This is a genomic window from Sphingomonas sp., from assembly GCF_036677245.1.
Classification (GTDB): Bacteria; Pseudomonadota; Alphaproteobacteria; order Sphingomonadales; family Sphingomonadaceae; genus Allosphingosinicella.
Window position 1 is genome coordinate 1 of sequence record NZ_JAKFCG010000054.1, and the last position, 20,966, is coordinate 20,966.

The following is a 20,966-nucleotide window of genomic DNA, read 5'->3' on the forward strand; positions in this document are numbered from 1 at the left end:
GAAGAAAATCGCCCTCATTGGCGCAGGCATGATCGGGGGGACGCTCGCGCATCTCGCCGCGATGAGGGAGATGGGCGATATCGTCCTGTTCGACATCGCCGAAGGCATTCCCCAAGGCAAGGCACTCGACCTTGCGCAGGCGGGGCCGGTCGACGGCTTCGACGTGCAGCTCAAGGGCACCAACGACTATGCCGACATTGCCGGCGCCGACGTGTGCATCGTCACGGCGGGCGTGCCGCGCAAGCCCGGCATGAGCCGCGACGATCTGCTCGGCATCAATTTGAAGGTGATGAAGTCGGTCGGCGAGGGCCTCAAGGCGCACGCGCCCGACAGCTTCGTGATCTGCATCACCAACCCGCTCGACGCGATGGTCTGGGCGCTTCGTGAATTCTCCGGCCTGCCGCACAACAAGGTGGTCGGAATGGCCGGCGTGCTCGACAGCGCCCGCTTCCGCCATTTCCTCGCCGAGGAATTCAAGGTCTCGGTCGAGGACGTCACCGCGTTCGTGCTCGGCGGCCACGGCGACACGATGGTGCCGGTGCCCGCTTATTCGACCGTCGCGGGCATTCCGATCCCCGACCTGATCAAGATGGGGTGGTCGACGCAGGAGAAGATCGACGCGATCGTCCAGCGCACCCGCTCGGGCGGCGGCGAGATCGTCGGACTGCTCAAGACCGGCTCCGCTTTCTACGCGCCGGCGACCAGCGCGATCATGATGGCGGAAAGCTATCTCAAGGACAAAAAGCGCGTGCTCCCGGCCGCCGCGCACCTCGCCGGCCAATATGGCGTCGACGATCTCTATGTCGGCGTGCCTGTGGTGATCGGCGCCGGCGGCGTCGAGCGGATCGTCGAGATCGAGCTCGATACCACCGCGCGCGCCAATTTCGATCTCTCGGTCGATGCGGTCAAAGAGCTGCTCGTCGCCTGCAAGGGCATCGACGAAAGCCTGAAATAAAGGCGCTGCCGCGGCACGCTGATCCGCTCCTTTGGGGCGAAGTCTGGAGCATGTGAATGTCGATATTGGTCGATAAGAATACCAAGGTCATCACCCAGGGAATGACGGGGGAGACCGGCACGTTCCATACGCAGCAGGCGCTGGCCTATGGCACGAAGATGGTCGGCGGCGTCACGCCGGGCAAAGGCGGCACCGAGCATATCGGCCTGCCGGTGTTCAACACCGTTCACGAAGCGGTCGCGGCGACCGGCGCCACCGCCAGCGTCGTCTATGTGCCGCCGCCCTTCGCCGCCGATTCGATCCTCGAGGCGATCGACGCCGAAGTGCCGCTGATCGTCGCGATCACCGAAGGCGTTCCGGTGCTCGACATGGTCAAGGTGAAACGCGCGCTGTCCGGTTCGAAGTCGCGGCTGATCGGCCCGAACTGCCCTGGCGTGCTGACGCCGAACGAGTGCAAGATCGGCATCATGCCGGGCAACATCTTCCGCAAGGGCTCGGTCGGCATCGTCAGCCGCTCGGGCACCCTGACCTACGAAGCGGTGTTCCAGACCAGCAACGAGGGCCTCGGCCAGACCACCGCGGTCGGCATCGGCGGCGATCCGGTCAACGGCACCAACTTCATCGACATGCTCGAGCTGTTCCTGGCCGACGACGAGACCAAGTCGATCATCATGATCGGCGAGATCGGCGGCTCGGCGGAGGAGGAAGCCGCGCAATTCCTCGCCGACGAGGCGAAGAAGGGCCGCTCCAAGCCGACCGTCGGCTTCATCGCCGGCCTCACCGCGCCCCCGGGACGGCGCATGGGCCACGCCGGCGCGATCGTGTCGGGCGGCAAGGGCGGCGCCGAGGACAAGATCGCGGCGATGGAAGCCGCTGGAATTCGGGTCTCGCCGAGCCCATCTGAGCTCGGCACTACCCTGACCAGCCTTCTGAAAGCCTGATCATCTTTCGGAGGCTTGAGGAAAAGCTAAGGATCCGCGCGTTAGACGCGCGCATCACATAAGGCGATGAACGTGGACATGTTCGGCGAGCAACAAGTGGAACAAGGCCCGAGCTGGGCGAGGCGGGACTGGCCGCCAGCCGAGCTGGACGATCTCAACAGCGGCCTCGATCCGACGCAAATGACGATCGAGGCGGTCGCGGCCAAGGCGAAAGACGGGGCGCGCGCGGCCGGCAAGTCCGACGCCGACGTCAAGCAGGCCGCCGACGATGCGATCCGCGCGATGATGCTGATCCGCACCTATCGCGTGCGCGGCCATCTCGCCGCCAATCTCGATCCGCTCGGCCTCGCCCGCCGCGAGCTGCCCGCCGATCTCACGCCTGAATTCCACGGCTTCTCAGGCGACGCGCTCGACCGGCCGGTCTACCTCGGCGGTGCGCTTGGTTTCGAATCGGCGACGGTGCGCGAGATCGTCGCGGTGCTGCGCGCCAATTATTGCGGCCACGTCGGCCTCGAATATATGCACATCAACGATCTCGATGAGCGGCGCTTCCTGCAGGAACGGATGGAAGGCCGCGACGCCGAGATCCATTTCACGCCCGAGGGCAAGCAGGCGATCCTCCACAAGGTCATCGAGGCCGAGCAGTGGGAGCGCTTCCTCGCGCGCAAATATGTCGGCACCAAGCGCTTCGGCCTCGACGGCGGCGAATCGATGGTGCCCGCGCTCGAGAGCGTGATCAAATATGGCGGCCAGCTGGGCGTCCGCGAGATCGTCATCGGCATGGCCCACCGCGGGCGCCTCAACGTCCTCTCCAACGTGATGGGCAAGCCCTACCGCGCGATCTTCAGCGAGTTCGCCGGCGGCGCCGCCAACCCCGAGGACGTCGGCGGATCGGGCGACGTCAAATACCATCTCGGCACATCCTCGGACCGCGAGTTCGACGGCATCCAGGTCCACATGTCGCTGGTCGCCAACCCGAGCCATCTCGAGGCGGTCGATCCGGTCGTGCTCGGCAAGGTGCGCGCGATCCAGACCGCGCGCGACGACCGCGAAGGCACCCAGGTGCTGCCCGTGCTGCTGCATGGCGACGCCGCTTTCGCCGGCCAGGGCATTGTCGCCGAATGCTTCGGCTTCTCGGGGCTCCCCGGCTACGGCACCGGCGGCACGATCCATTTCGTGATCAACAACCAGGTCGGCTTCACCACCTCGCCGCAGTTCGCGCGCTCGTCGCCCTATCCCTCGGATATCGCCAAGTCGGTCCAAGCGCCGATCCTCCACGTCAATGGCGACGATCCGGAGGCGGTGACTTTCGCCTGCAAGATCGCGATCGAATATCGCCAGCAGTTCAAGCGCGACATCGTCATCGACATGTGGTGCTACCGCCGCTTCGGCCACAATGAGGGCGACGAACCGAGCTTCACCCAGCCATTGATGTATGCGGCGATCCGCCAGCATCCGCCGATCTCCGAAATCTACAGCCAGCGGCTGATCGGCGAGAAGGTGATCGACGCGAACTGGCTCGAATCGCAGGTCGCGGAGTTCACCGCATTGCTCGAAGGCGAGTTCGAGGCCGCCAAATCCTATCTGCCCAACAAGGCCGACTGGTTCGAGGGCCGCTGGTCGGGTCTCGGCAAGCCCGGCACGCCCGAGACCGAGCGGCGCAACACCTCGACCGCGGTCGACAAAGCCAAGTTGTGCGCGATCGGCGAGACCCTGACGACGATCCCCGAGGGGCTGGACGTCCACAAGACGCTCGCCCGGATCATCGAGGCGAAGCGCGAGATGTTCCGCACCGGCGAGGGCTTCGACTGGGCGACGGCCGAGGCGCTCGCGTTCGGCACCTTGATCGACGAGGAGTATGACGTCCGGCTTTCGGGCCAGGACAGCGGCCGCGGCACGTTCAGCCACCGCCACTCGGTCTGGGTCGATCAGACCAGGGGCACCAAATATATCCCGCTGACCAGGATCGAGGGCGGCCGCTTCGAGGTGCGCGATTCGCCGCTTTCGGAGTTCGGCGTGCTCGGCTTCGAATACGGCTATTCGCTTGCCGATCCGCGCACCCTGGCGCTGTGGGAGGCGCAGTTCGGCGATTTCGCCAACGGCGCACAGGTGATCATCGATCAGTTCATCGCCTCGGGCGAAGCCAAGTGGCTGCGCGCGAGCGGGCTCGTGATGCTGCTCCCGCACGGCTATGAAGGCCAGGGGCCGGAGCATAGCTCGGCGCGGCTCGAGCGTTTCCTCCAGCTTTGCGCCGAGGATAATCTGCAGGTCGCCAATTGCACGACCCCGGCCAATTACTTTCACATCCTGCGGCGCCAGATGCACCGCGATTTCCGCAAGCCGCTGGTGATCGTCACGCCCAAGTCGCTGCTGCGCCACAAGATGGCCGTCTCGACCCTGGAAGACTTCAGCGGCGAGAGCCATTTCATGCGCATCCTTTCGGATCCGTCGGCGCCGGCCGACGCGGACGTGAGGCGGCTGGTGCTTTGCTCGGGCAAGGTCGCCTACGACCTGATCGAAGCGCGCGACAAGGCGGGCGATCGCAACACGGCGATCGTGCGGGTCGAGCAGCTCTACCCGTTCCCGTCGGAGCCGCTGGTGGTCCGGCTCAAGCGCATGACCAACCTCGAAGAGGTGGTGTGGGCGCAGGAGGAGCCGCGGAACAACGGCGGCTGGTTCTTCGTCGAGCCGTTCATCGAGCAATGCCTGGCCGAGGCCGGTGTCGCTCCGCGGCGCGCCTGCTATGCGGGCCGGGGCGCTTCCGCCTCGCCGGCGACGGGCCTCGCCAAACGGCACGCGGCGGAACAGACGGCGCTGATCGCCAGCGCGCTCGGCCACAAGAGCGAAGCGGCGCCGCAGCGAAAAGCCGGATAGGCAAATAGGGAAGCGCGCTGGTCCGTCCGATCGGGCGGACGCTCGCAAGAAGGAAGAGAAATGCCGATTGACGTAACCGTCCCGCCGCTGGGGGAATCGATCACCGAAGCGACGCTCGGCCAGTGGCTCAAGAAGCCGGGGGATCCGGTCAAGGCCGACGAGCCGGTCGCCAGCCTCGAGACCGACAAGGTCGCGGTCGAGGTGCCCTCGCCGGTCGCCGGCGTGATGGGCCAGCAGCTGGTCGGCGAAGGCGACACGGTCGCGGTCGGCGCGGTGATCGCGCGGGTCGAGACCGACCAGGTGGCCGGAGCCGCCGCGGCCGCGGTCGAGGCGAGCCCGGTCAATCCCGCCGGCCCCGGCGAGACTCCCGCGGTCAAGACCGCCCCGCACGCCCCCCACGCGCCCGAGCCGACCGACGACGAAGCCGAATATCACGGCGATGCGCCGCTCACCTTGTCGCCGGCGGTGCGCCGGCTGGTGCTCGAGCACGGCCTCGACCCGTCGCAGATCAAGGGCACCGGTAAGGACGGCCGCCTGACCAAGGACGACGTGCTTGCCGCCGCTGCGCAACCGGGCAAGCCGGCAGCGCTTCAGCAGCCTGCTGCCGCGGCTCAAGCCCCGCCGCCTGCAGCTCCGGCCGCCGCTTCCGCGGCCGTCGCGGCGCCAGGCGGTGAGCGTCGCGAGGAGCGGGTGCGGATGACGCGCCTTCGCCGGACGATCGCGACGCGTCTCAAGGAGGCGCAGAACACGGCGGCTTTGCTGACCACGTTCAACGACGTCGACATGAGTGGAGTCATCGAGGCGCGCGCCAAGTACAAGGATCTGTTCGAGAAGAAGCACGGCATCAAGCTCGGCTTCATGGGCTTCTTCGTGAAGGCGGCGTGCCTCGCCGCGCGCGACGTGCCCGCGGTCAACGCCTATCTCGAAGGCGACGAGATCGTCTACCACGATTATGTCGATGTCTCGGTGGCGGTCTCCGGCCCCAACGGGCTCGTCGTCCCGGTGATCCGCAACGCCGAACGCCTCTCGTTCGCGCAGATCGAGCAGACGATCGCCGATTTCGGCAGGCGCGCGCGCGACGGGACCTTGACGATGGACGACATGAAGGGCGGCACCTTCACCATCTCCAACGGCGGCATCTTCGGATCTTTGCTTTCGACGCCGATCATCAACCCGCCGCAGTCGGCGGTGCTCGGCATGCACCGCATCGAGGAGCGGCCGGTGGTCCGCGACGGCGCGATCGTCGCGCGGCCGATGATGTATCTCGCGCTCTCCTACGACCACCGCCTGGTGGACGGCCGCGAGGCGGTCACCTTCCTGGTGCGGGTCAAGGAAGCGATCGAGGATCCGACGCGGTTGCTGATCGACCTCTAATAGCCTCGACCCGTTCGGCGCGAGCCTGCCGAAAGCCACTCTTCTTCCGATCGGGACAAAGTAAGTAAGGCGCTTCGACAGGCGCAGCACGAACGGTAAGGAGCGAGCGCAGGATGGCGGACTTTGATTATGACGTGCTGGTGATCGGCGCCGGCCCAGGCGGCTATGTCGCGGCGATCCGCGCGGCCCAGCTGGGGCTTCGCACCGCCTGCGTCGAAAGCCGCGAGACGCTCGGCGGCACCTGCCTCAACGTCGGCTGCATCCCGTCGAAGGCGCTGCTCCACGCCTCGGAGCTTTATGCGGAGGCGAGCAGCGGCACGCTCGCGAAATTCGGCGTCAAGCTCGGCAAGGTCGAGCTCGACCTCGAGGCGATGCAGGCCGAGAAGGCCAAGGCGGTCAAGGAGCTGACCGGCGGCATCGCCTTCCTGTTCAAGAAGAACAAGGTGGATTGGCTGAAGGGCGAGGCGCGCTTCACCGGCGCCGATCGGGTCGAGGTCGGCGGCAAGCCGGTCACCGCCGCCAACATCGTCATCGCCACCGGCTCGTCGGTCACGCCGTTGCCTGGTGTCGAGATCGACCAGGAGCGGATCGTCGATTCGACCGGCGCGCTGGCATTTCCGGAGGTGCCCAAGCATCTCGTCGTGATCGGCGGCGGCGTGATCGGGCTCGAGCTCGGCTCGGTCTGGCGGCGGCTCGGCGCGAAGGTCACCGTCGTCGAGTATCTCGACGAGATCTTTCCGGGCATGGACGGCGAGGTGCGCAGCGAAGCGCGCAAATTGTTCGCCAAGCAGGGTCTGGAGATCCGCACGTCGACCAAGGTCACTGGTGCCAAGGTCTCCGCGAAGGGCGTGAGCCTGACGCTCGAGCCCGCCGCGGGTGGGGCGGCGGAGGCGCTCGAGGCGGATAGAGTGCTGGTCTCGATCGGCCGTCGGCCGAACACCGCAGGGCTGGGCCTAGACGCGGCGGGCCTCGCCACCAACAAGCGCGGCCAGATCGAGGTCGATCAGCGCTTTGCCACCCCGGTCTCCGGTATATGGGCGATCGGTGACGTGACGCCGGGGCCGATGCTCGCGCACAAGGCGGAGGACGAGGGCGTCGCGGTCGCCGAGAACATCGCCGGCCTCACCGGCATCGTCAATCACGCCGTCATCCCGGCGGTGGTCTACACGCATCCCGAGATCGCCTCCGTCGGCCTGACCGAGGAAGAGGCGCGCGAGAGGGGCGAGATCAAGGTCGGCAAGTTCCCGTTCCTCGCCAACAGCAGGGCCAAGACCAACCGCGACACCGAAGGCTTCGTCAAGATCGTCGCCGATGCGCGCAACGACCGGGTGCTCGGCGTCCACATCATCTCCTCGCTTGCCGGCACGATGATCGCCCAGGCGGCGCAGGCGATGGAGTTCGGCGCGACCTCGGAAGACATCGCCTACACCTGCCACGCGCATCCGACCCACAGCGAGGCGATCAAGGAAGCGGCGATGGCGGTGACCGGCAAGCCGATCCATATCTAGTCTTCCCTCCCGTTTGCGGGAGGGATTGAACGAATCCTCCCTTGTTTTCTGGGGGAGGGGGACCGCGTAGCGGTGGAGGGGCGCCCTTCACGAAATGCCCCTCCACCACCCTGCGGGTGGTCCCCCTCCCCTGCAAATGCAGGGGAGGAATCGCGAACGGAGTTTTGCAGGCGTCCCGCAAGTGGATAAGCAAGCGAGATGGCCGCTCCGTTCAACATCGTCCCTTTGCTCGAGTGGATGGATCTGGTCGGGCTCGCGGTGTTCGCGCTGTCGGGGGCGGTGGTGGCTGCGGCCAAAAGGCAGACTTTGGTCACCTTCATCTTCTTTGCCGTCGTGACCGCAGTCGGCGGGGGCACCGCGCGCGACCTCCTGATCGGGGCGCCGGTGTTCTGGGTGTTCGAGAACGCGCCGATCCTGATCTGCCTTGGCGCGGCGCTGGCGGTCTGGCTGACTCCGGCGCGGCTGTGGAGCGGAGGCGCGCTGCTTTGGCTCGATGCCGCCGGCCTCGCCGCTTATGCGACATTCGGTGCCGCCAAGGCGCTCGCTTTTGGCGTGGCGCCGATCCCCGCCTTCGCGCTGGGCGTGCTCACCTCGTGCCTCGGCGGGATCATCCGCGATGTCCTCGCCGGCGAGCCGTCGATCCTGATGCGGCCGGAGCTCTACGTCACGGCCGCCGCGCTGGCGTCGGCGCTGATGGTCGGGCTGCTGCTGGCCGGCGTGCCGGGGTTGCCGGCCGCGATCGTCGCGGCATCGGCCGGCTTTCTGCTGCGCGGCGCGGCGATCCGCAAGGGTTGGGGCCTGCCCATCTATCGGGGCTGAGGCACCTTCACTCTAGCCCGGCGAACGGCCGCGGCTCGCGCGGCGGCACTGTCGGGGCGGCGAGCGGACGCTGCCACAGGCCGACGTCGTGCCAGCGCCCGAGCTTGTAGCCGATGTTGTGATAGACGCCGGCCTCCTCGAAGCCGAGCTTTTCGTGGAACGCCACGCTCGCCTCGTTGGGGAGCCCGATCGCGGCGATCGCCTGGGTGAAGCCCTGCGCTTCGAGCGTGTCGAGCAGCCGCCGGTAGAGAAGGGAGGCGATCCCGTGCCGTTGCGCGCTCGGCGAGACATAGACGCTCGTCTCGACCGTGAAGCGATAGGCCTCGCGCGCCCGGAAGCGGGTCGCATAAGCATAACCGACGACACTTTCGTCTTCGGTCGCGACGAACCACGGATAGACGCCGTTGTCGGTGCAAATGCGCGCAGCGATCCCTGCCGCGTCGGGTGGCTCGGTCTCGAACGAGATCGCGCTATCGGTCACGAACGGCGCGTAGATCGAAGCGATGGCGGCAGCATCCTTGGGCGTCGCCGCACGCAGGCGGATCACGGCATCAGCAACCCGAGCATGGCCTGCAGTCGATCGCGCTTGGCGGCGCCGATGCGGCGTGATGCCGACGGCGGGCATTGCAGGCAGCGCGCCTGAAGCGCCGGGCCGGCAACCAGCCGCTCGGCGTCGGTGACGGCGCGCGCAAGCGTCAGCGAGGATCGGGCGGCGACCCTGCTGAACACGTCGCGCGCCTGCTGGTCCTCCTCTTCTTCGTCGACCGAGCCGAACAAGGATGCGAACAGCGACGGCTCGCGGTCGAGGAACACCGGCTTGGCCGTGGCGGGATCGAGCCTGGCGCGGCGCGCGGCCTCCGCGATCGCCTGATCGAGCGAGCCGAAGCGGTCGACCAGCCCCAGCTGGTGCGCCGTTCCGCCATCCCACACCCGGCCCTGGCCGATTTCGTCGATCCGCTGGACGGGGAGCTTGCGTGACGCCGCGACCAAAGTGAGGAAGCGCCGGTAGATCTGCTCGACGCTCATCTGGATGAGGCGGCCCGCTTCGGGCGAGGGACCGCGCAGCAAGTCCGGTTCGCCGCTGAGCGGCGTGGTCTTGACGCCGTCGGCACCCAGGCCGAGCTTCGTCAGCGTCCCCTGGAAGCTGGGAATAATCCCGAACACGCCGATCGAGCCGGTGATCGTGCTCGGCTCGGCAAGGACTTGATCGCCGGCCGTCGCGATCCAATAGCCGCCGCTCGCTGCGACCGAGCCCATCGAGACGACCACCGGGAGCCCGCTCGCCTTGGCATCGAGGATCGCTCGGCGAATGCGCTCCGAAGCGAACACAGAGCCCCCGGGCGAATCGACGCGAACGACCAGAGCCTTCAGATTCTTTTCGTCGACTCCCTTGGCAAGCAGCTTGGCGATCGTCTCCGCGCCGGCGGTCCCGGCCTCCGAATCGCCGTCGACGATCTCGCCGGCGACGGTGAGCACGCCGATCTCGCCGTCCAAATCGCCGGCGGGTTTCTCGCGGGTCCAGGCGCCCAGGCCCAATGTCCTGAAGCTGCCGGGCACGTCGTCATCGTCGCTGCCGACGATCTCGGCGACTCTCCTGCCGAAGGCCGTCCGGTCGCCGAGGCGGTCGACCAACCCCGCCGCGAGCGCACCCTTGGCCATGTCGCCGCCGCTGCGCGCGATCAAGGCTGCCGGATCGGCGATATAGGCGGCGAGCTTCGCCTTGGGGCGCGCGCGCTGGACCTCGTTTCGCCAATTGTCCCACAAAGCGGTGGCGATCGCCTGGATCGATTCGCGTGCTTCGGGGGACATATCGTTACGCGTGAACGGCTCGGTTGCCGCTTTGTAGGTGCCGACCTTGTAGACGTTGGCGGTCACGCCGAGCTTGTCGAGCAGGCCTTTGAAATAGAGGCTGGCGCCGCCCGGCCCGGTGATCGCGACCGCCCCCAGCGGGTCGAGCCAGATCTCGCTGGCGTGCGCGGCCAGCTGATAGCTGTCGTCGGTGTAGCCGCTCGCAAAAGCGAGCACCGGCTTCTTTGCGCGGCGCACCACGTCCATCGCCGCGGCGACGTCCGAGAGAGCGACCTGGCCGCCGCCCGAAAAGATGTCGAGGTCGAGCACCACCGCTTCGACACGGTCATCGGTCGCGGCGGTCCGCAGCGCATTGACGACGTCGCGCAGCCGATATTCGCGCGGCAGCGCGACGCCGCTGACGATCTCGAACGGCGAGGCGGTGGCGGGTTCCTCGACGATCGGGCCGTCGAGATCGAGCAGCAAGGCGCCATGCTCACCCGCCCCAATCGTCGGAGCCGCGGACAGCGCGACATAGAGCGATCCGAAGAACAAGATCATCAGGAGCAGGACGAGCCCGTCCTTCACTCCAACGAGGAACCGCCAGACCTTGCCGACAAACCGCATCGTCACCCTCGCTAAAGCGGAAGCGCTAACGGAGCAGGGCGATGCTGTAAATCTCCGACGGCTCCGTGGTCCGGCGGTTTTCGCGCCGCCTGCCTGGTGCCGCTGACGCGGCGGGTACGGAGCGACGGACCGGAAAAAATGCGCGCGAGGCTTGACGCGCGATGAACGAGGACTACATCCCCGACTTAGCACTCACGCTGGACGAGTGCTAACAAGGTTCAACTCAGCGATCAGTTCCCAGACCTAGCGCGGGCTGTCGCATCAATATGGAAGGTGACGCGCATGAAGTTTCGTCCGCTCCACGACCGGGTGCTCGTACGCCGCGTAGAGGCCGAAGAGAAGACGGCCGGCGGCATTATTATCCCGGATACCGCCAAGGAAAAGCCGCAAGAGGGCGAAGTTGTCGCCGCCGGCGCCGGCGCGCGCGCGGAAGACGGCAAGGTCACCCCGCTCGACGTCAAGGAAGGCGACCGGATCCTGTTCGGCAAATGGTCGGGCACGGAAGTTCGCGTCGATGGCGAAGACCTTCTGATCATGAAGGAAAGCGACATCCTCGGCATCGTCGGCTGAAACCGGCATTCCCATTAAAGTCAGAAAGAAGAGGTTATAATCATGGCAGCGAAAGACGTACGCTTTTCGCGTGACGCCCGTGAGCGGATCCTGCGCGGCGTCGACATCCTCGCCGATGCGGTGAAGGTGACGCTTGGCCCCAAGGGCCGCAACGTGGTGATCGACAAATCGTTCGGCGCACCGCGCATCACCAAGGACGGCGTCACCGTCGCCAAGGAAATCGAGCTTAAGGACAAGTTCGAGAACATGGGCGCGCAGATGCTGCGCGAGGTCGCCTCGAAGACCAACGATCTCGCCGGCGACGGCACCACCACCGCCACCGTCCTCGCCCAGTCGATCGTTCGCGAGGGCATGAAGTCGGTCGCCGCGGGCATGAACCCGATGGACCTCAAGCGCGGCATCGATCTCGCCGTGATCAAGGTCGTCCAGGATCTGAAAGCGCGCTCCAAGCCGGTTTCGGGTTCTAACGAGATCGCCCAGGTCGGCATCATCTCGGCCAATGGCGACACCGTCGTCGGCGAGAAGATCGCCGAGGCGATGGAGAAGGTCGGCAAGGAAGGCGTGATCACCGTCGAGGAAGCCAAGGGTCTCGAGTTCGAGCTCGACGTCGTCGAGGGCATGCAGTTCGACCGCGGCTATCTCAGCCCCTATTTCATCACCAACCCGGAGAAGATGCAGGTCGAGCTCAGCGACCCCTACATCCTCATCCACGAGAAGAAGCTGTCGAACCTCCAGGCGATGCTGCCGATTCTCGAGGCGGTCGTCCAGTCGGGCCGTCCGCTGCTGATCATCGCCGAGGACATCGAGGGCGAGGCGCTCGCCACCCTCGTGGTCAACAAGCTGCGCGGCGGCCTCAAGGTCGCGGCCGTCAAGGCGCCGGGCTTCGGCGATCGCCGCAAGGCGATGCTCGAGGACATCGCGATCCTGACCGGCGGTGAGATGATCAGCGAGGATCTCGGCATCAAGCTCGAGACCGTCACGGTCAATATGCTCGGCCAGGCGAAGCGGGTCACGATCGACAAGGACAATACGACGATCGTCGACGGCGCCGGCAATGCCGACGCGATCAAGGGCCGGGTCGAGGCGATCCGCCAGCAGATCGAGAACACCACCAGCGACTATGATCGTGAGAAGCTCCAGGAGCGTCTCGCCAAGCTCGCCGGCGGCGTTGCCGTGATCAAGGTCGGCGGCTCGTCCGAGGTCGAGGTCAAGGAGCGCAAGGACCGCGTCGACGACGCGCTTCATGCGACCCGCGCCGCGGTCGAGGAAGGCATCGTTCCCGGCGGCGGTACCGCTCTGCTCTACGCCACCAAGGCGCTGCAGGGCCTCGCCGGCCAGAACGACGACCAGACGCGCGGCATCGACATCGTCCGCCGTGCGCTCCAGGCGCCGCTCCGCCAGATCGCCGAGAATGCAGGCCATGACGGCGCGGTCGTCGCCGGCAAGCTGATCGACGGCGAAGACCAGACGATGGGCTTCAACGCGCAGACCGAAGTCTATGAGAATCTGGTCACTGCCGGCGTGATCGACCCGACCAAGGTCGTTCGCACGGCGCTCCAGGACGCGGCTTCGGTCGCCGGCCTGCTGATCACCACCGAAGCCGCCGTGAGCGAGCTTCCCGAGGACAAGCCCGCGATGGGCATGCCCGGCGGTGGCGGCATGGGCGGCATGGGCGGCATGGACTTCTAAGTCCACGCTCATTGCTGACGAAAAGAAGGCCGGGGAGCGATCCCCGGCCTTTTTTCATATCGTCTTTTCATGTCATGCTCGGCATCGATGCCGCCGGGCTTATTGCGCCGGGGCATCCGTTGCCGAGTTGGCGGCATCGTTTGCCGTTGCTTCGCTCGCGACCGCAGTATCGCCGTTGCCGAGCATCGCCTCGTCGCTGGCGACCAGACTGTCAGGCGATGCATCGAGCATCTCTGCCGCCTCGTTGAGCTGCTGCGCTTCCTCGCGGCTCACGCCGCCGGCCTCGTCGCCGCCGCCGCAGCCGGCCAGCGCGGCCATGGCAACGATAATCCCCGTCGTCCCGCATCTGCGTTTCATGGTCGTCTCCCCTTGTCGCTGCCCAGACCTATGCTCTGCCGTGCGCAGGCTCAACCGCTTCGCGAAACCGGGCAAAGAAAAGGCGATGGCGTCGTTTACAGACCCGGAGTTATGCGGCCCGTCGGAAGCCGGCCCAAGTGAATGACTGTTCTGAGCCCCACGGCGTCAAATGCGTCTCGCGTGTGTGGTGGGCGAGCGCAAAATCTGGCCCAAGCTCGGTGGCGAGCGTATCGGCGCTATAGCGCACCACGGGCAGGCCGCTGCACCGCTCTGGCCCGTCCTCAGCGAAAGTCGCAAAGATCGCGGCACCGCCGGGAGCGAGGCCAGCCTTCAATGCGGCAATATAGCGCTCGCGGTCCCCGGCCTCGGTGAGGAAGTGGAACACGGCGCGGTCATGCCAGACATCGTAAACCCGATCCGGCCGCCAGATCGTGATGTCCACAACCCGCCACTCGACCCCCTTGGCCGCCTCGCCTAGGCGCTCCCGAGAAATCGCCAAAGCGGCGTCGGCAATGTCCAGGACGGTGACCTTGAAGCCTCGCGCGACCAATTCGTCGACGAGGGTGGAGGCGCCGCCGCCGACATCTATCAGGCTCGCAGGGGCCTTGATGCCAAGTGCGTCCATCATCCGCAGGGAGGGTTCTGGCGAGGGCTGGAACCAGCTGACGGCGTCGGAACCCTTCGTGGTGTAAACACCCTGCCAATGGGCCTGACGCTCACTTGCCATGCTCTGGCTTCTCCAACGGCTAACCGTCACCGCCTTTCGCAGCGCTCTTTGAGGCTTCTCATCATCGTGGCACTCAAGCTTGCAAGCGGTGTCCTTGAACTTGTCGACTGGGTGTTGTGCCGATCAGCCATGACGACCTGACCTTTAGCACAAAGTTTGGGGCCGCCGAAGTAACCGGACCCCGGGCTTCACGGATGCGATGGGCCACCAAGCACGCGCTGTCGTAATGAATTTCAAGAATGCGAGGGAGCCGGTGCGCGCTGACTGCTTCGGCAATCACGCTATGACGCATCGGGTTTGCGAACGACCTCATCGCCAAAAGAAAAAAGGCCGCGCACCCGGAGGCGCGCGACCCTTTAGTCTCGCTGATCGCGACGATTAGTGCGCGGCGGCGTCGGCAGCCTCAGCAACGTTCTCGGCGGCGTTGTCGGCGGCTTCAGAAGCCTCGCCGGCAGCGGCAGCCGCGTTGTCGAGCGCATTGTCGACGGCGGCGTCGGTCGCCGCATTGACGTCGGTGACGGCTTCGTCGGTGGCGTTCAGATCGACGGCGGTGGTGTTGGCTTCGGTTGCAGCGTCGTTGCCGCCGCAGGCGGTCAGGCCGAGCGAAGCAACGGCGGCGATGGTCAGAGCAATCTTCTTCATGGGTAAACCCCCTCAGTGGAGCATTAAATAATGCTGGGCGAGGCGTTGAAGCATTGCTGCAACGTTCCAGCAAGGCCTGATTTACGTGACATGGAACGGCATGTCTACCTATTTAGTAGTCAATCTGCGGCATGCCGTTGTTTCCACAGGGAACATCGTTAACGGGCGCGATCGGCTCCGCGAGTCAAAAAAAGCGCGGCCTCTCGGCTATTGCACGCATATAAAGATATCTTTATATCCTTAAGTCGATGTTTCACGCTGCCGAGACCTTCCGTTCGCTTGCCGATCCGACGCGCCTGCGCATCATCGCGCTGCTGCGCGCGATGGAGCTTTCGGTCGGCGAACTCGCCCAGGTGCTCGGCCAGAGCCAGCCGAGAGTCTCGCGCCACGTCAAGATATTGATCGACGCCGGGCTCGCGGAGCGGCGCAAGGAGGGGAGCTGGGTGTTCCTCAGCGTCGGCGAGAGCGGGCGGGTCGCGCCTTTGTTCGCCTTGCTCGATCGCTGGACCGAGAGCTACGGCGAGGATCCGTGGACGGTCGCGGACGCGGCGCGGCTGGCCGCGGTACGCGCCGATCGTGCCGCCGCGGCGGTGCGTTATTTCGCGCGCCACGCCGCCGACTGGGACGAGCTGCGCTCGCTCCACGTCGGCGAGGCCGAGGTCGAGGCCGCGATCGCCCGCGCGCTTGCCGATCGGGCGGTCGGGCGGCTGGTCGACATCGGCACTGGCACCGGGCGGATGATCGAGTTGTTCGGGCGCGATGCGGAGCAGGCGCTGGGGATCGATCGCTCGCCGGACATGCTGAGGGTCGCGCGCGCCAAGCTGGCCGAGGCCGGGCTCGAGGCCGAGCTTCGCCAGGGCGACATGTACGCCTTGCCGCTGCCGTCCGCATCGGCGGACACGGTGATCATCCACCAGGTGCTCCATTATGCGCAGCAGCCGGCGGCGGCGGTGAGCGAAGCGGCGCGCCTGCTCGCGCCCGGCGGGCGCCTGCTGATCGTGGATTTCGCGCCGCACGACCGCGAGGAGCTGCGCGCGCGCGACGCGCATGCTCGTCTCGGTTTCGCCGACGAGGCGATGCTCAAGTGGCTCGAGGCCGCCGGGCTGCAGGGACGAGTCGTCGAGCATCTCCAGGGCGGTGAGCTGACCGTCACCATCTGGGCCGGCGAGCAGAGCGAAGCGCGGCTGAAGGTGGTGGCATGAGCAGCAGCGCCGCAATCGGCACTTCGATCGCTCCCTCGATCGAACGCCTTGCCAAGCCGTTGTTCGAGGATGTCGCCGGCGACATCGACGTGTCGTTCGAATTCTTCCCGCCCAAGAGCGAGAAGATGGAGGAGACATTGTGGGCTTCGGTCGAGACGCTCGAGCCGCTGCAGCCGCGCTTCGTCTCGGTCACCTACGGCGCGGGCGGATCGACGCGCGCGCGAACCCATGCCACCGTCGAGCGGATCGCCCGCGAAACCTCGCTTGCGCCGGCCGCGCATCTCACCTGCGTCGGCGCGAGCCGGGGCGAGATCGACGACATCGCGCGCGAATATTGGGATGCCGGCATCCGCCATATCGTCGCGCTGCGCGGCGACGCGGCCGAGGTCGGCACCCCCTTCGAGCCGCACCCGGGCGGCTATGCCAATGCCGCAGCGCTGGTCGAAGGGCTGAAGAAGATCGCCCCGTTCGAGATTTCGGTCGCCGCTTATCCCGAATGCCATCCCGATTCGGCCGATAAGGCCGCTGATCTCGACAATCTCAAGGCCAAGGTCGACGCCGGTGCCGACCGTGCGATCACCCAATTCTTCTTCTCGCCCGACAGCTTCTTCCGCTTCCGGGACGAAGCGGCGGCGGCGGGAATCGCGACCGAGATCGTGCCCGGCATCCTGCCGGTGTCGAACGTCGCCCAGACGCGCAAGTTCGCCGGCATGTGCGGCGCGAGCATCCCGGCGTGGATGGACCGGCTGTTCGAGGGGCTCGACAATCTCCCCGCCGCGCGCCATCTCGTCGCCGCGACGGTGGCGGCCGAGCTTTGCGGGCAGCTTTATGCCGGCGGCGTCCGCCACTTTCATTTCTACACGTTGAATCGCGCCGAGCTTTCCTACGCGATCTGCCACCTGCTCGGTCTGCGCCCCAAAGAGGTCCCCAGTGAGAATCGACGAACAGCTTAGGGCTGCGGCCGCCGAGCGCATCCTGATCAAGGACGGCGCATTCGGGACGCAGATCCAGACGCGCCGCCTGAACGAGGCCGATTATCGCGGCGGGCTCGAGCTCGCGCGCGACCAGAAGGGCAACAACGATCTGCTCAACATCACCCGGCCCGATCTGATCTCGGCGATCGTCGACGATTTCGCGACCGCCGGGGCGGACGTGCTCGCGACCAACAGCTTCAACGCCAATCGCATCAGCCAGGCCGATTATGGCGCCGAGCACCTCGTCCGCGACATCAATCTGGCGGCGGCTGCGATCGTGCGCGAGGTCGCGGAGCGGCATCAGGCCGAGGACGGGCGACAGCGCTACGTCGCCGGCGCGCTCGGGCCGACCAACAAGACCCTGTCGCTGTCGCCCAACGTCAACGATCCCGGCTATCGCGAGGTCGATTTCGACGGGGTGAGCGACGTCTATGTCGAGCAGATCGAGGCGCTGGTCGAGGGCGGCGTCGATTTCATCCTGATCGAGACGGTGTTCGACACGTTGAACGCCAAGGCGGCGGTGCACGCCACGCGCGTCGTCGAGGCCCGGATCGGGCGGCCGCTGCCGATGATGCTGTCGATGACGGTCACCGATCTTTCGGGCCGCAATCTCTCGGGCCATTCGATCGAGGCGTTCTGGGCCTCGGTGCGGCACGCCAAGCCGCTGTCGATCGGGCTCAACTGCTCGTTCGGCGCCGAGCAATTGCGCGCGCATGTCGCCTCGCTTTCGAACATCGCCGACACGTTGGTGATGGCCTATCCCAACGCCGGCCTGCCCAACGACCTTGGCGAATATGACGAGGGGCCCGAGGCGACCGGCGCGCAGGTGCGGCAATGGGCCGAGCAGGGCATCGTCAACATCGTCGGCGGCTGCTGCGGCACCACGCCGGCGCATATCAAGGCGATTGCCGACGCGGTGCGCGGCTTTCCGCCTCGCGCGATTCCGCAGGTTCCCCGGCGCATGCAGCTTGCCGGCATCGAACCGATGATCCTCGCTGCCTGAACGCCATAAACATGACCATTTTAGCGAGCGGCAGCTTCGTCAATATCGGCGAGCGCACCAACGTCACCGGCTCGGCGATGTTCAAGAAACTGATCATGGCCGGCGATTATGCGGCGGCGGTCGAGGTCGCGCGCCAGCAGGTCGATAATGGCGCGCAGATCATCGACATCAACATGGACGAGGGCCTGCTCGATTCCGAGACGGCGATGACCACGTTCCTCAAGCTGATCGCCGCCGAGCCGGACATCGCGCGGGTGCCGTTCATGATCGACAGCTCGAAATGGAGCGTGATCGAAGCCGGCCTCAAATGCGTGTCGGGCAAGCCGATCGTCAATTCGATCAGCATGAAGGAAGGCGAGGAAGAGTTCCTGCGCCACGCCCGCCTGGTCCGCGATTATGGCGCCGCGGTGGTGGTGATGGCGTTCGACACCGTCGGCCAGGCCGACACCAAGGAGCGCAAGGTCGAGATTTGCGAGCGCGCCTACCGGCTGCTGGTCGAGGACGGCTTCCCGCCCGAGGACATCATCTTCGATCCCAACATCTTCGCGATCGCGACCGGCATCGACGAGCATCGCCGCTACGCGCTCGACTTCCTCGAGGCGACGCGCGAGATCAAGGCGCGCTGCCCCCACGCCCGCATCTCGGGCGGCCTGTCGAACCTCAGCTTCTCGTTCCGCGGCAACGAGCCAGTGCGCCGCGCGATGCATTCGGTGTTCCTCTTCCATGCCATCCCGGCCGGGCTCGACATGGCGATCGTCAATGCCGGGCAGCTCGACGTCTACGACACGATCGACCCGGAGCTGCGCGAGGCCTGCGAGGATGTGATCCTCGACCGCCGCGACGATGCCACCGAGCGGCTGGTCGCGCTCGCCGAGCGCTTCCGCGGCACCGATGCGGCGCAGGAGAAAGCCGCCGCCGAATGGCGCGGCTGGCCGGTCGCGAAGCGGCTCGAGCATGCGCTGGTCAAGGGCATCGACGCGTTCGTCGTCGCCGATGCCGAGGAAGCGCGGCAGGAGGCCGAGCGGCCGATCCACGTGATCGAAGGGCCGCTGATGGACGGCATGAACGTCGTCGGCGACCTGTTCGGATCGGGCAAGATGTTCCTGCCTCAGGTCGTCAAGTCGGCGCGCGTGATGAAGAAGGCGGTGGCGCATCTCATCCCGTTCATCGAGGCGGAGAAGGAGAAGAACGGTTCGACCCAGGGCAAGGGCCGCATCGTCATGGCGACCGTCAAGGGCGACGTCCACGACATCGGCAAGAACATCGTCGGCGTCGTCCTGCAATGCAACGGCTTCGACGTGATCGACCTCGGCGTGATGGTGCCCTGGCAGGACATCTTGCAGGCCGCGAACGAGAATCAGGCGGACATGATCGGCCTGTCGGGGCTGATCACGCCGTCGCTCGACGAGATGGTGACGGTCGCGTCCGAGATGGAGCGCGCGCAGTTTCGGCTGCCGCTGCTGATCGGCGGCGCGACGACGAGCAAGGTCCATACCGCGCTGCGCATCGACCCGGCCTATGAGGGCCCGGTCATCCATGTGCTCGACGCGAGCCGCGCGGTCGGCGTCGCCTCGACTCTGGTTTCCGACACGTTGCGCGACAAGTTCGTCAGCGAGACCAAGCAGAATTACGCCACGGTGCGCGACACGCGCGCCGGCAAGGGCCAGAACGAGCTGTCGAGCCTCGAGGAGGCGCGCGCCAACGCCTTCCCGTTCGATCCTGAAGGAAAGGCGTCGGCGCCGAAGCAGCCCGGCCTGCATCATTTCGACGATTGGCCGCTCGAGGACCTTCGCGCTTGCATCGACTGGACCCCGTTCTTCCGCGCCTGGGAGCTTGCCGGCACCTATCCGGCGGTGCTCGACGATCCGGTGGTCGGAGAGAGCGCGCGGCCGTTGTTCGACGATGCCCAGGCGATGCTCGACCGGATCATCGCCGAGAAATGGCTGACCGCGAAAGGCGTCGCCGGGCTGTGGCGTGCCCGCCGGGAGGGCGACGACGTGATCGCGGTGCCGCGCAACGACGAGGTGCGGCTCCCGTTCCTGCGCCAGCAGGTCAAGAAACGCGAAGGCAGGGCGAACATGTGCCTTGCCGATTTCATCGCCCCCGACGAGGATACGATTGGCGGCTTCGCGGTCGCGATCCACGGCCTCGAGCCGCATCTCGCGCGCTTCAAGGCCGATCATGACGATTATTCGGACATCTTGCTCAAGGCGCTCGCCGACCGCTTCGCCGAAGCCTTTGCCGAGCGGCTCCACCAGCATGTCCGGACCACCTTGTGGGGCTATGCCGCCGACGAGCAGCTTTCGAACGAGGATCTGATCCGCGAGCAATATCGCGGCATCCGCCCGGCGCCGGGCTATCCGGCCTGCCCCGATCACAGCCTGAAGCCGATCCTGTTCGACATGCTCGGCGGCGGCCCGGGCGGGCATCCCGCCGGGATCGAGCTGACCGGCAGCTATGCGATGCTCCCCGCTTCGGCCGTCTCCGGTTTCTACTTCGGGCACCGCGACAGCCAATATTTCGGGGTGGCGCGGATCGGCCCCGACCAGCTCGATAACTATGCGGCGCGCCGGCGTGTCAGTCTGGAACAGGCCGAGCGCTGGCTTCGTCCGAACCTCGATTAACCCCCTTTTCCTGCGATCTGTGACGCTCCGCCGGCCTATTGTGCCGCGCTGACACCGCGCCCAGCCAGGCGCCGGTCGGAAGGAGCTTTGCTATGAAGAAGCTGATCGCGACACTCGTCATCGCCGCCAGTGCGGCAGCGGCGCCCGCCCAGGATTCGCAAAAGCCGTTCGTCGTCCAGGAGAGCGGCAAGGGTTTCTCGCGGCTGCAGGACGCGGTCGGATCGATCGGCGGCGGGGCGGGGACGATCATGATCGCGCCCGGCCAGTATCGCCAATGCGCGGTGCAGCAGGC

17 protein-coding genes and 1 pseudogene are annotated in these 20,966 nt (G+C 66.4%); 13 read left to right on the forward strand and 5 right to left on the reverse strand.

Annotated features, from left to right (window positions below; all coding sequences use genetic code 11):
• Positions 1 to 7 precede the first annotated feature (7 nt).
• From mdh to V6M48_RS06000, 6 genes are all read left to right on the forward strand, one after another.
• Entirely contained in the window at positions 8 to 955 is a 948-nt protein-coding gene (mdh, locus tag V6M48_RS05975) for a malate dehydrogenase (RefSeq protein ID WP_332811632.1), read from the forward strand.
• Positions 956 to 1,011: 56 nt separating this feature from the next.
• Entirely contained in the window at positions 1,012 to 1,896 is an 885-nt protein-coding gene (gene sucD / locus V6M48_RS05980; protein ID WP_332811616.1) for a succinate--CoA ligase subunit alpha, read from the forward strand.
• A gap of 66 nt (positions 1,897 to 1,962) precedes the next feature.
• Positions 1,963 to 4,770, forward strand: a complete 2,808-nt coding sequence (locus V6M48_RS05985; RefSeq protein ID WP_332811617.1) for a 2-oxoglutarate dehydrogenase E1 component — start codon at positions 1,963 to 1,965, stop codon at positions 4,768 to 4,770.
• Positions 4,771 to 4,830: 60 nt separating this feature from the next.
• Positions 4,831 to 6,144: a 2-oxoglutarate dehydrogenase complex dihydrolipoyllysine-residue succinyltransferase gene (gene odhB / locus V6M48_RS05990; RefSeq protein ID WP_332811618.1), complete on the forward strand. Its 1,314-nt coding sequence runs from the start codon at positions 4,831 to 4,833 to the stop codon at positions 6,142 to 6,144.
• A 113-nt stretch (positions 6,145 to 6,257) separates the two neighbouring features.
• Positions 6,258 to 7,652: a dihydrolipoyl dehydrogenase gene (gene lpdA / locus V6M48_RS05995; protein ID WP_332811619.1), complete on the forward strand. Its 1,395-nt coding sequence runs from the start codon at positions 6,258 to 6,260 to the stop codon at positions 7,650 to 7,652.
• A gap of 198 nt (positions 7,653 to 7,850) precedes the next feature.
• Positions 7,851 to 8,471 (forward strand): trimeric intracellular cation channel family protein, encoded by a 621-nt coding sequence (locus tag V6M48_RS06000; RefSeq protein ID WP_332811620.1) that lies wholly within the window; start codon positions 7,851 to 7,853, stop codon positions 8,469 to 8,471.
• Between the two features lie 7 nt (positions 8,472 to 8,478).
• Here the strand turns inward: V6M48_RS06000 and V6M48_RS06005 are convergent, their stop codons facing one another.
• Together V6M48_RS06005 and sppA are read right to left on the reverse strand one after the other, a co-directional pair.
• Entirely contained in the window at positions 8,479 to 9,018 is a 540-nt protein-coding gene (locus V6M48_RS06005; RefSeq protein ID WP_332811621.1) for an arsinothricin resistance N-acetyltransferase ArsN1 family B, read from the reverse strand.
• The gene (gene sppA, locus V6M48_RS06010; protein ID WP_332811622.1) at positions 9,015 to 10,886 is read right to left on the reverse strand and encodes a signal peptide peptidase SppA; all 1,872 of its coding nucleotides are present in this window, start codon (positions 10,884 to 10,886) and stop codon (positions 9,015 to 9,017) included. The genes V6M48_RS06005 and sppA overlap by 4 nt, the downstream gene beginning before the upstream one ends.
• A 282-nt stretch (positions 10,887 to 11,168) precedes the next feature.
• On the opposite strand from sppA, the gene groES reads away from it, so the two are divergent.
• Entirely contained in the window at positions 11,169 to 11,456 is a 288-nt protein-coding gene (groES, locus tag V6M48_RS06015) for a co-chaperone GroES (RefSeq protein WP_332811623.1), read from the forward strand.
• 42 nt (positions 11,457 to 11,498) lie between these two features.
• Positions 11,499 to 13,145 carry a chaperonin GroEL gene (groL, locus tag V6M48_RS06020; protein ID WP_332811624.1) on the forward strand — a complete coding sequence of 549 codons (1,647 nt, stop codon included), beginning with the start codon at positions 11,499 to 11,501 and terminating at the stop codon, positions 13,143 to 13,145.
• Positions 13,146 to 13,244: 99 nt separating this feature from the next.
• On the opposite strand, the gene V6M48_RS06025 is transcribed toward groL, so the two are convergent.
• The 3 genes from V6M48_RS06025 to V6M48_RS06035 form a co-directional block, all read right to left on the reverse strand.
• On the reverse strand, positions 13,245 to 13,502 hold the full coding sequence (locus tag V6M48_RS06025) for a hypothetical protein (protein WP_332811625.1): 258 nt from the start codon (positions 13,500 to 13,502) through the stop codon (positions 13,245 to 13,247).
• 109 nt (positions 13,503 to 13,611) lie between these two features.
• Positions 13,612 to 14,229 carry a class I SAM-dependent methyltransferase gene (locus V6M48_RS06030; RefSeq protein WP_332811626.1) on the reverse strand — a complete coding sequence of 206 codons (618 nt, stop codon included), beginning with the start codon at positions 14,227 to 14,229 and terminating at the stop codon, positions 13,612 to 13,614.
• Between the two features lie 378 nt (positions 14,230 to 14,607).
• Positions 14,608 to 14,871: a hypothetical protein gene (locus V6M48_RS06035; RefSeq protein WP_332811627.1), complete on the reverse strand. Its 264-nt coding sequence runs from the start codon at positions 14,869 to 14,871 to the stop codon at positions 14,608 to 14,610.
• 248 nt (positions 14,872 to 15,119) lie between these two features.
• On the opposite strand from V6M48_RS06035, the gene V6M48_RS06040 reads away from it, so the two are divergent.
• The 5 genes and pseudogenes from V6M48_RS06040 to V6M48_RS06060 form a co-directional block, all read left to right on the forward strand.
• Positions 15,120 to 16,073 carry an ArsR/SmtB family transcription factor gene (locus V6M48_RS06040; RefSeq protein ID WP_332811628.1) on the forward strand — a complete coding sequence of 318 codons (954 nt, stop codon included), beginning with the start codon at positions 15,120 to 15,122 and terminating at the stop codon, positions 16,071 to 16,073.
• Entirely contained in the window at positions 16,070 to 17,026 is a 957-nt protein-coding gene (gene metF / locus V6M48_RS06045) for a methylenetetrahydrofolate reductase [NAD(P)H] (RefSeq protein ID WP_332811629.1), read from the forward strand. The genes V6M48_RS06040 and metF overlap by 4 nt, the downstream gene beginning before the upstream one ends.
• Positions 17,004 to 18,050 (forward strand): homocysteine S-methyltransferase family protein, encoded by a 1,047-nt coding sequence (locus tag V6M48_RS06050; protein ID WP_332811630.1) that lies wholly within the window; start codon positions 17,004 to 17,006, stop codon positions 18,048 to 18,050. Before metF ends, V6M48_RS06050 begins: the two co-directional genes overlap by 23 nt.
• An 11-nt stretch (positions 18,051 to 18,061) precedes the next feature.
• Entirely contained in the window at positions 18,062 to 20,674 is a 2,613-nt protein-coding gene (gene metH / locus V6M48_RS06055; RefSeq protein WP_332811631.1) for a methionine synthase, read from the forward strand.
• 92 nt (positions 20,675 to 20,766) lie between these two features.
• Positions 20,767 to 20,966 (forward strand): annotated as a pseudogene (locus V6M48_RS06060) (right-handed parallel beta-helix repeat-containing protein); the annotation flags it as partial.

What these genes read in the sequence shown, in the direction of transcription:
- sucD (WP_332811616.1), top strand. Translation starts at nt 1,012, where the DNA reads ATGTCGATATTGGTCGATAAGAATACCAAGGTCATCACCCAGGGAATG.
- V6M48_RS06025 (WP_332811625.1), bottom strand. Translation starts at nt 13,502, where the DNA reads ATGAAACGCAGATGCGGGACGACGGGGATTATCGTTGCCATGGCCGCG.
- V6M48_RS06000 (WP_332811620.1), top strand. Translation starts at nt 7,851, where the DNA reads ATGGCCGCTCCGTTCAACATCGTCCCTTTGCTCGAGTGGATGGATCTG.
- groES (WP_332811623.1), top strand. Translation starts at nt 11,169, where the DNA reads ATGAAGTTTCGTCCGCTCCACGACCGGGTGCTCGTACGCCGCGTAGAG.
- metH (WP_332811631.1), top strand. Translation starts at nt 18,062, where the DNA reads ATGACCATTTTAGCGAGCGGCAGCTTCGTCAATATCGGCGAGCGCACC.
- V6M48_RS05985 (WP_332811617.1), top strand. Translation starts at nt 1,963, where the DNA reads ATGAACGTGGACATGTTCGGCGAGCAACAAGTGGAACAAGGCCCGAGC.
- V6M48_RS06030 (WP_332811626.1), bottom strand. Translation starts at nt 14,229, where the DNA reads ATGGCAAGTGAGCGTCAGGCCCATTGGCAGGGTGTTTACACCACGAAG.
- groL (WP_332811624.1), top strand. Translation starts at nt 11,499, where the DNA reads ATGGCAGCGAAAGACGTACGCTTTTCGCGTGACGCCCGTGAGCGGATC.
- V6M48_RS06040 (WP_332811628.1), top strand. Translation starts at nt 15,120, where the DNA reads ATGTTTCACGCTGCCGAGACCTTCCGTTCGCTTGCCGATCCGACGCGC.
- lpdA (WP_332811619.1), top strand. Translation starts at nt 6,258, where the DNA reads ATGGCGGACTTTGATTATGACGTGCTGGTGATCGGCGCCGGCCCAGGC.
- metF (WP_332811629.1), top strand. Translation starts at nt 16,070, where the DNA reads ATGAGCAGCAGCGCCGCAATCGGCACTTCGATCGCTCCCTCGATCGAA.
- odhB (WP_332811618.1), top strand. Translation starts at nt 4,831, where the DNA reads ATGCCGATTGACGTAACCGTCCCGCCGCTGGGGGAATCGATCACCGAA.
- V6M48_RS06035 (WP_332811627.1), bottom strand. Translation starts at nt 14,871, where the DNA reads ATGAAGAAGATTGCTCTGACCATCGCCGCCGTTGCTTCGCTCGGCCTG.
- sppA (WP_332811622.1), bottom strand. Translation starts at nt 10,886, where the DNA reads ATGCGGTTTGTCGGCAAGGTCTGGCGGTTCCTCGTTGGAGTGAAGGAC.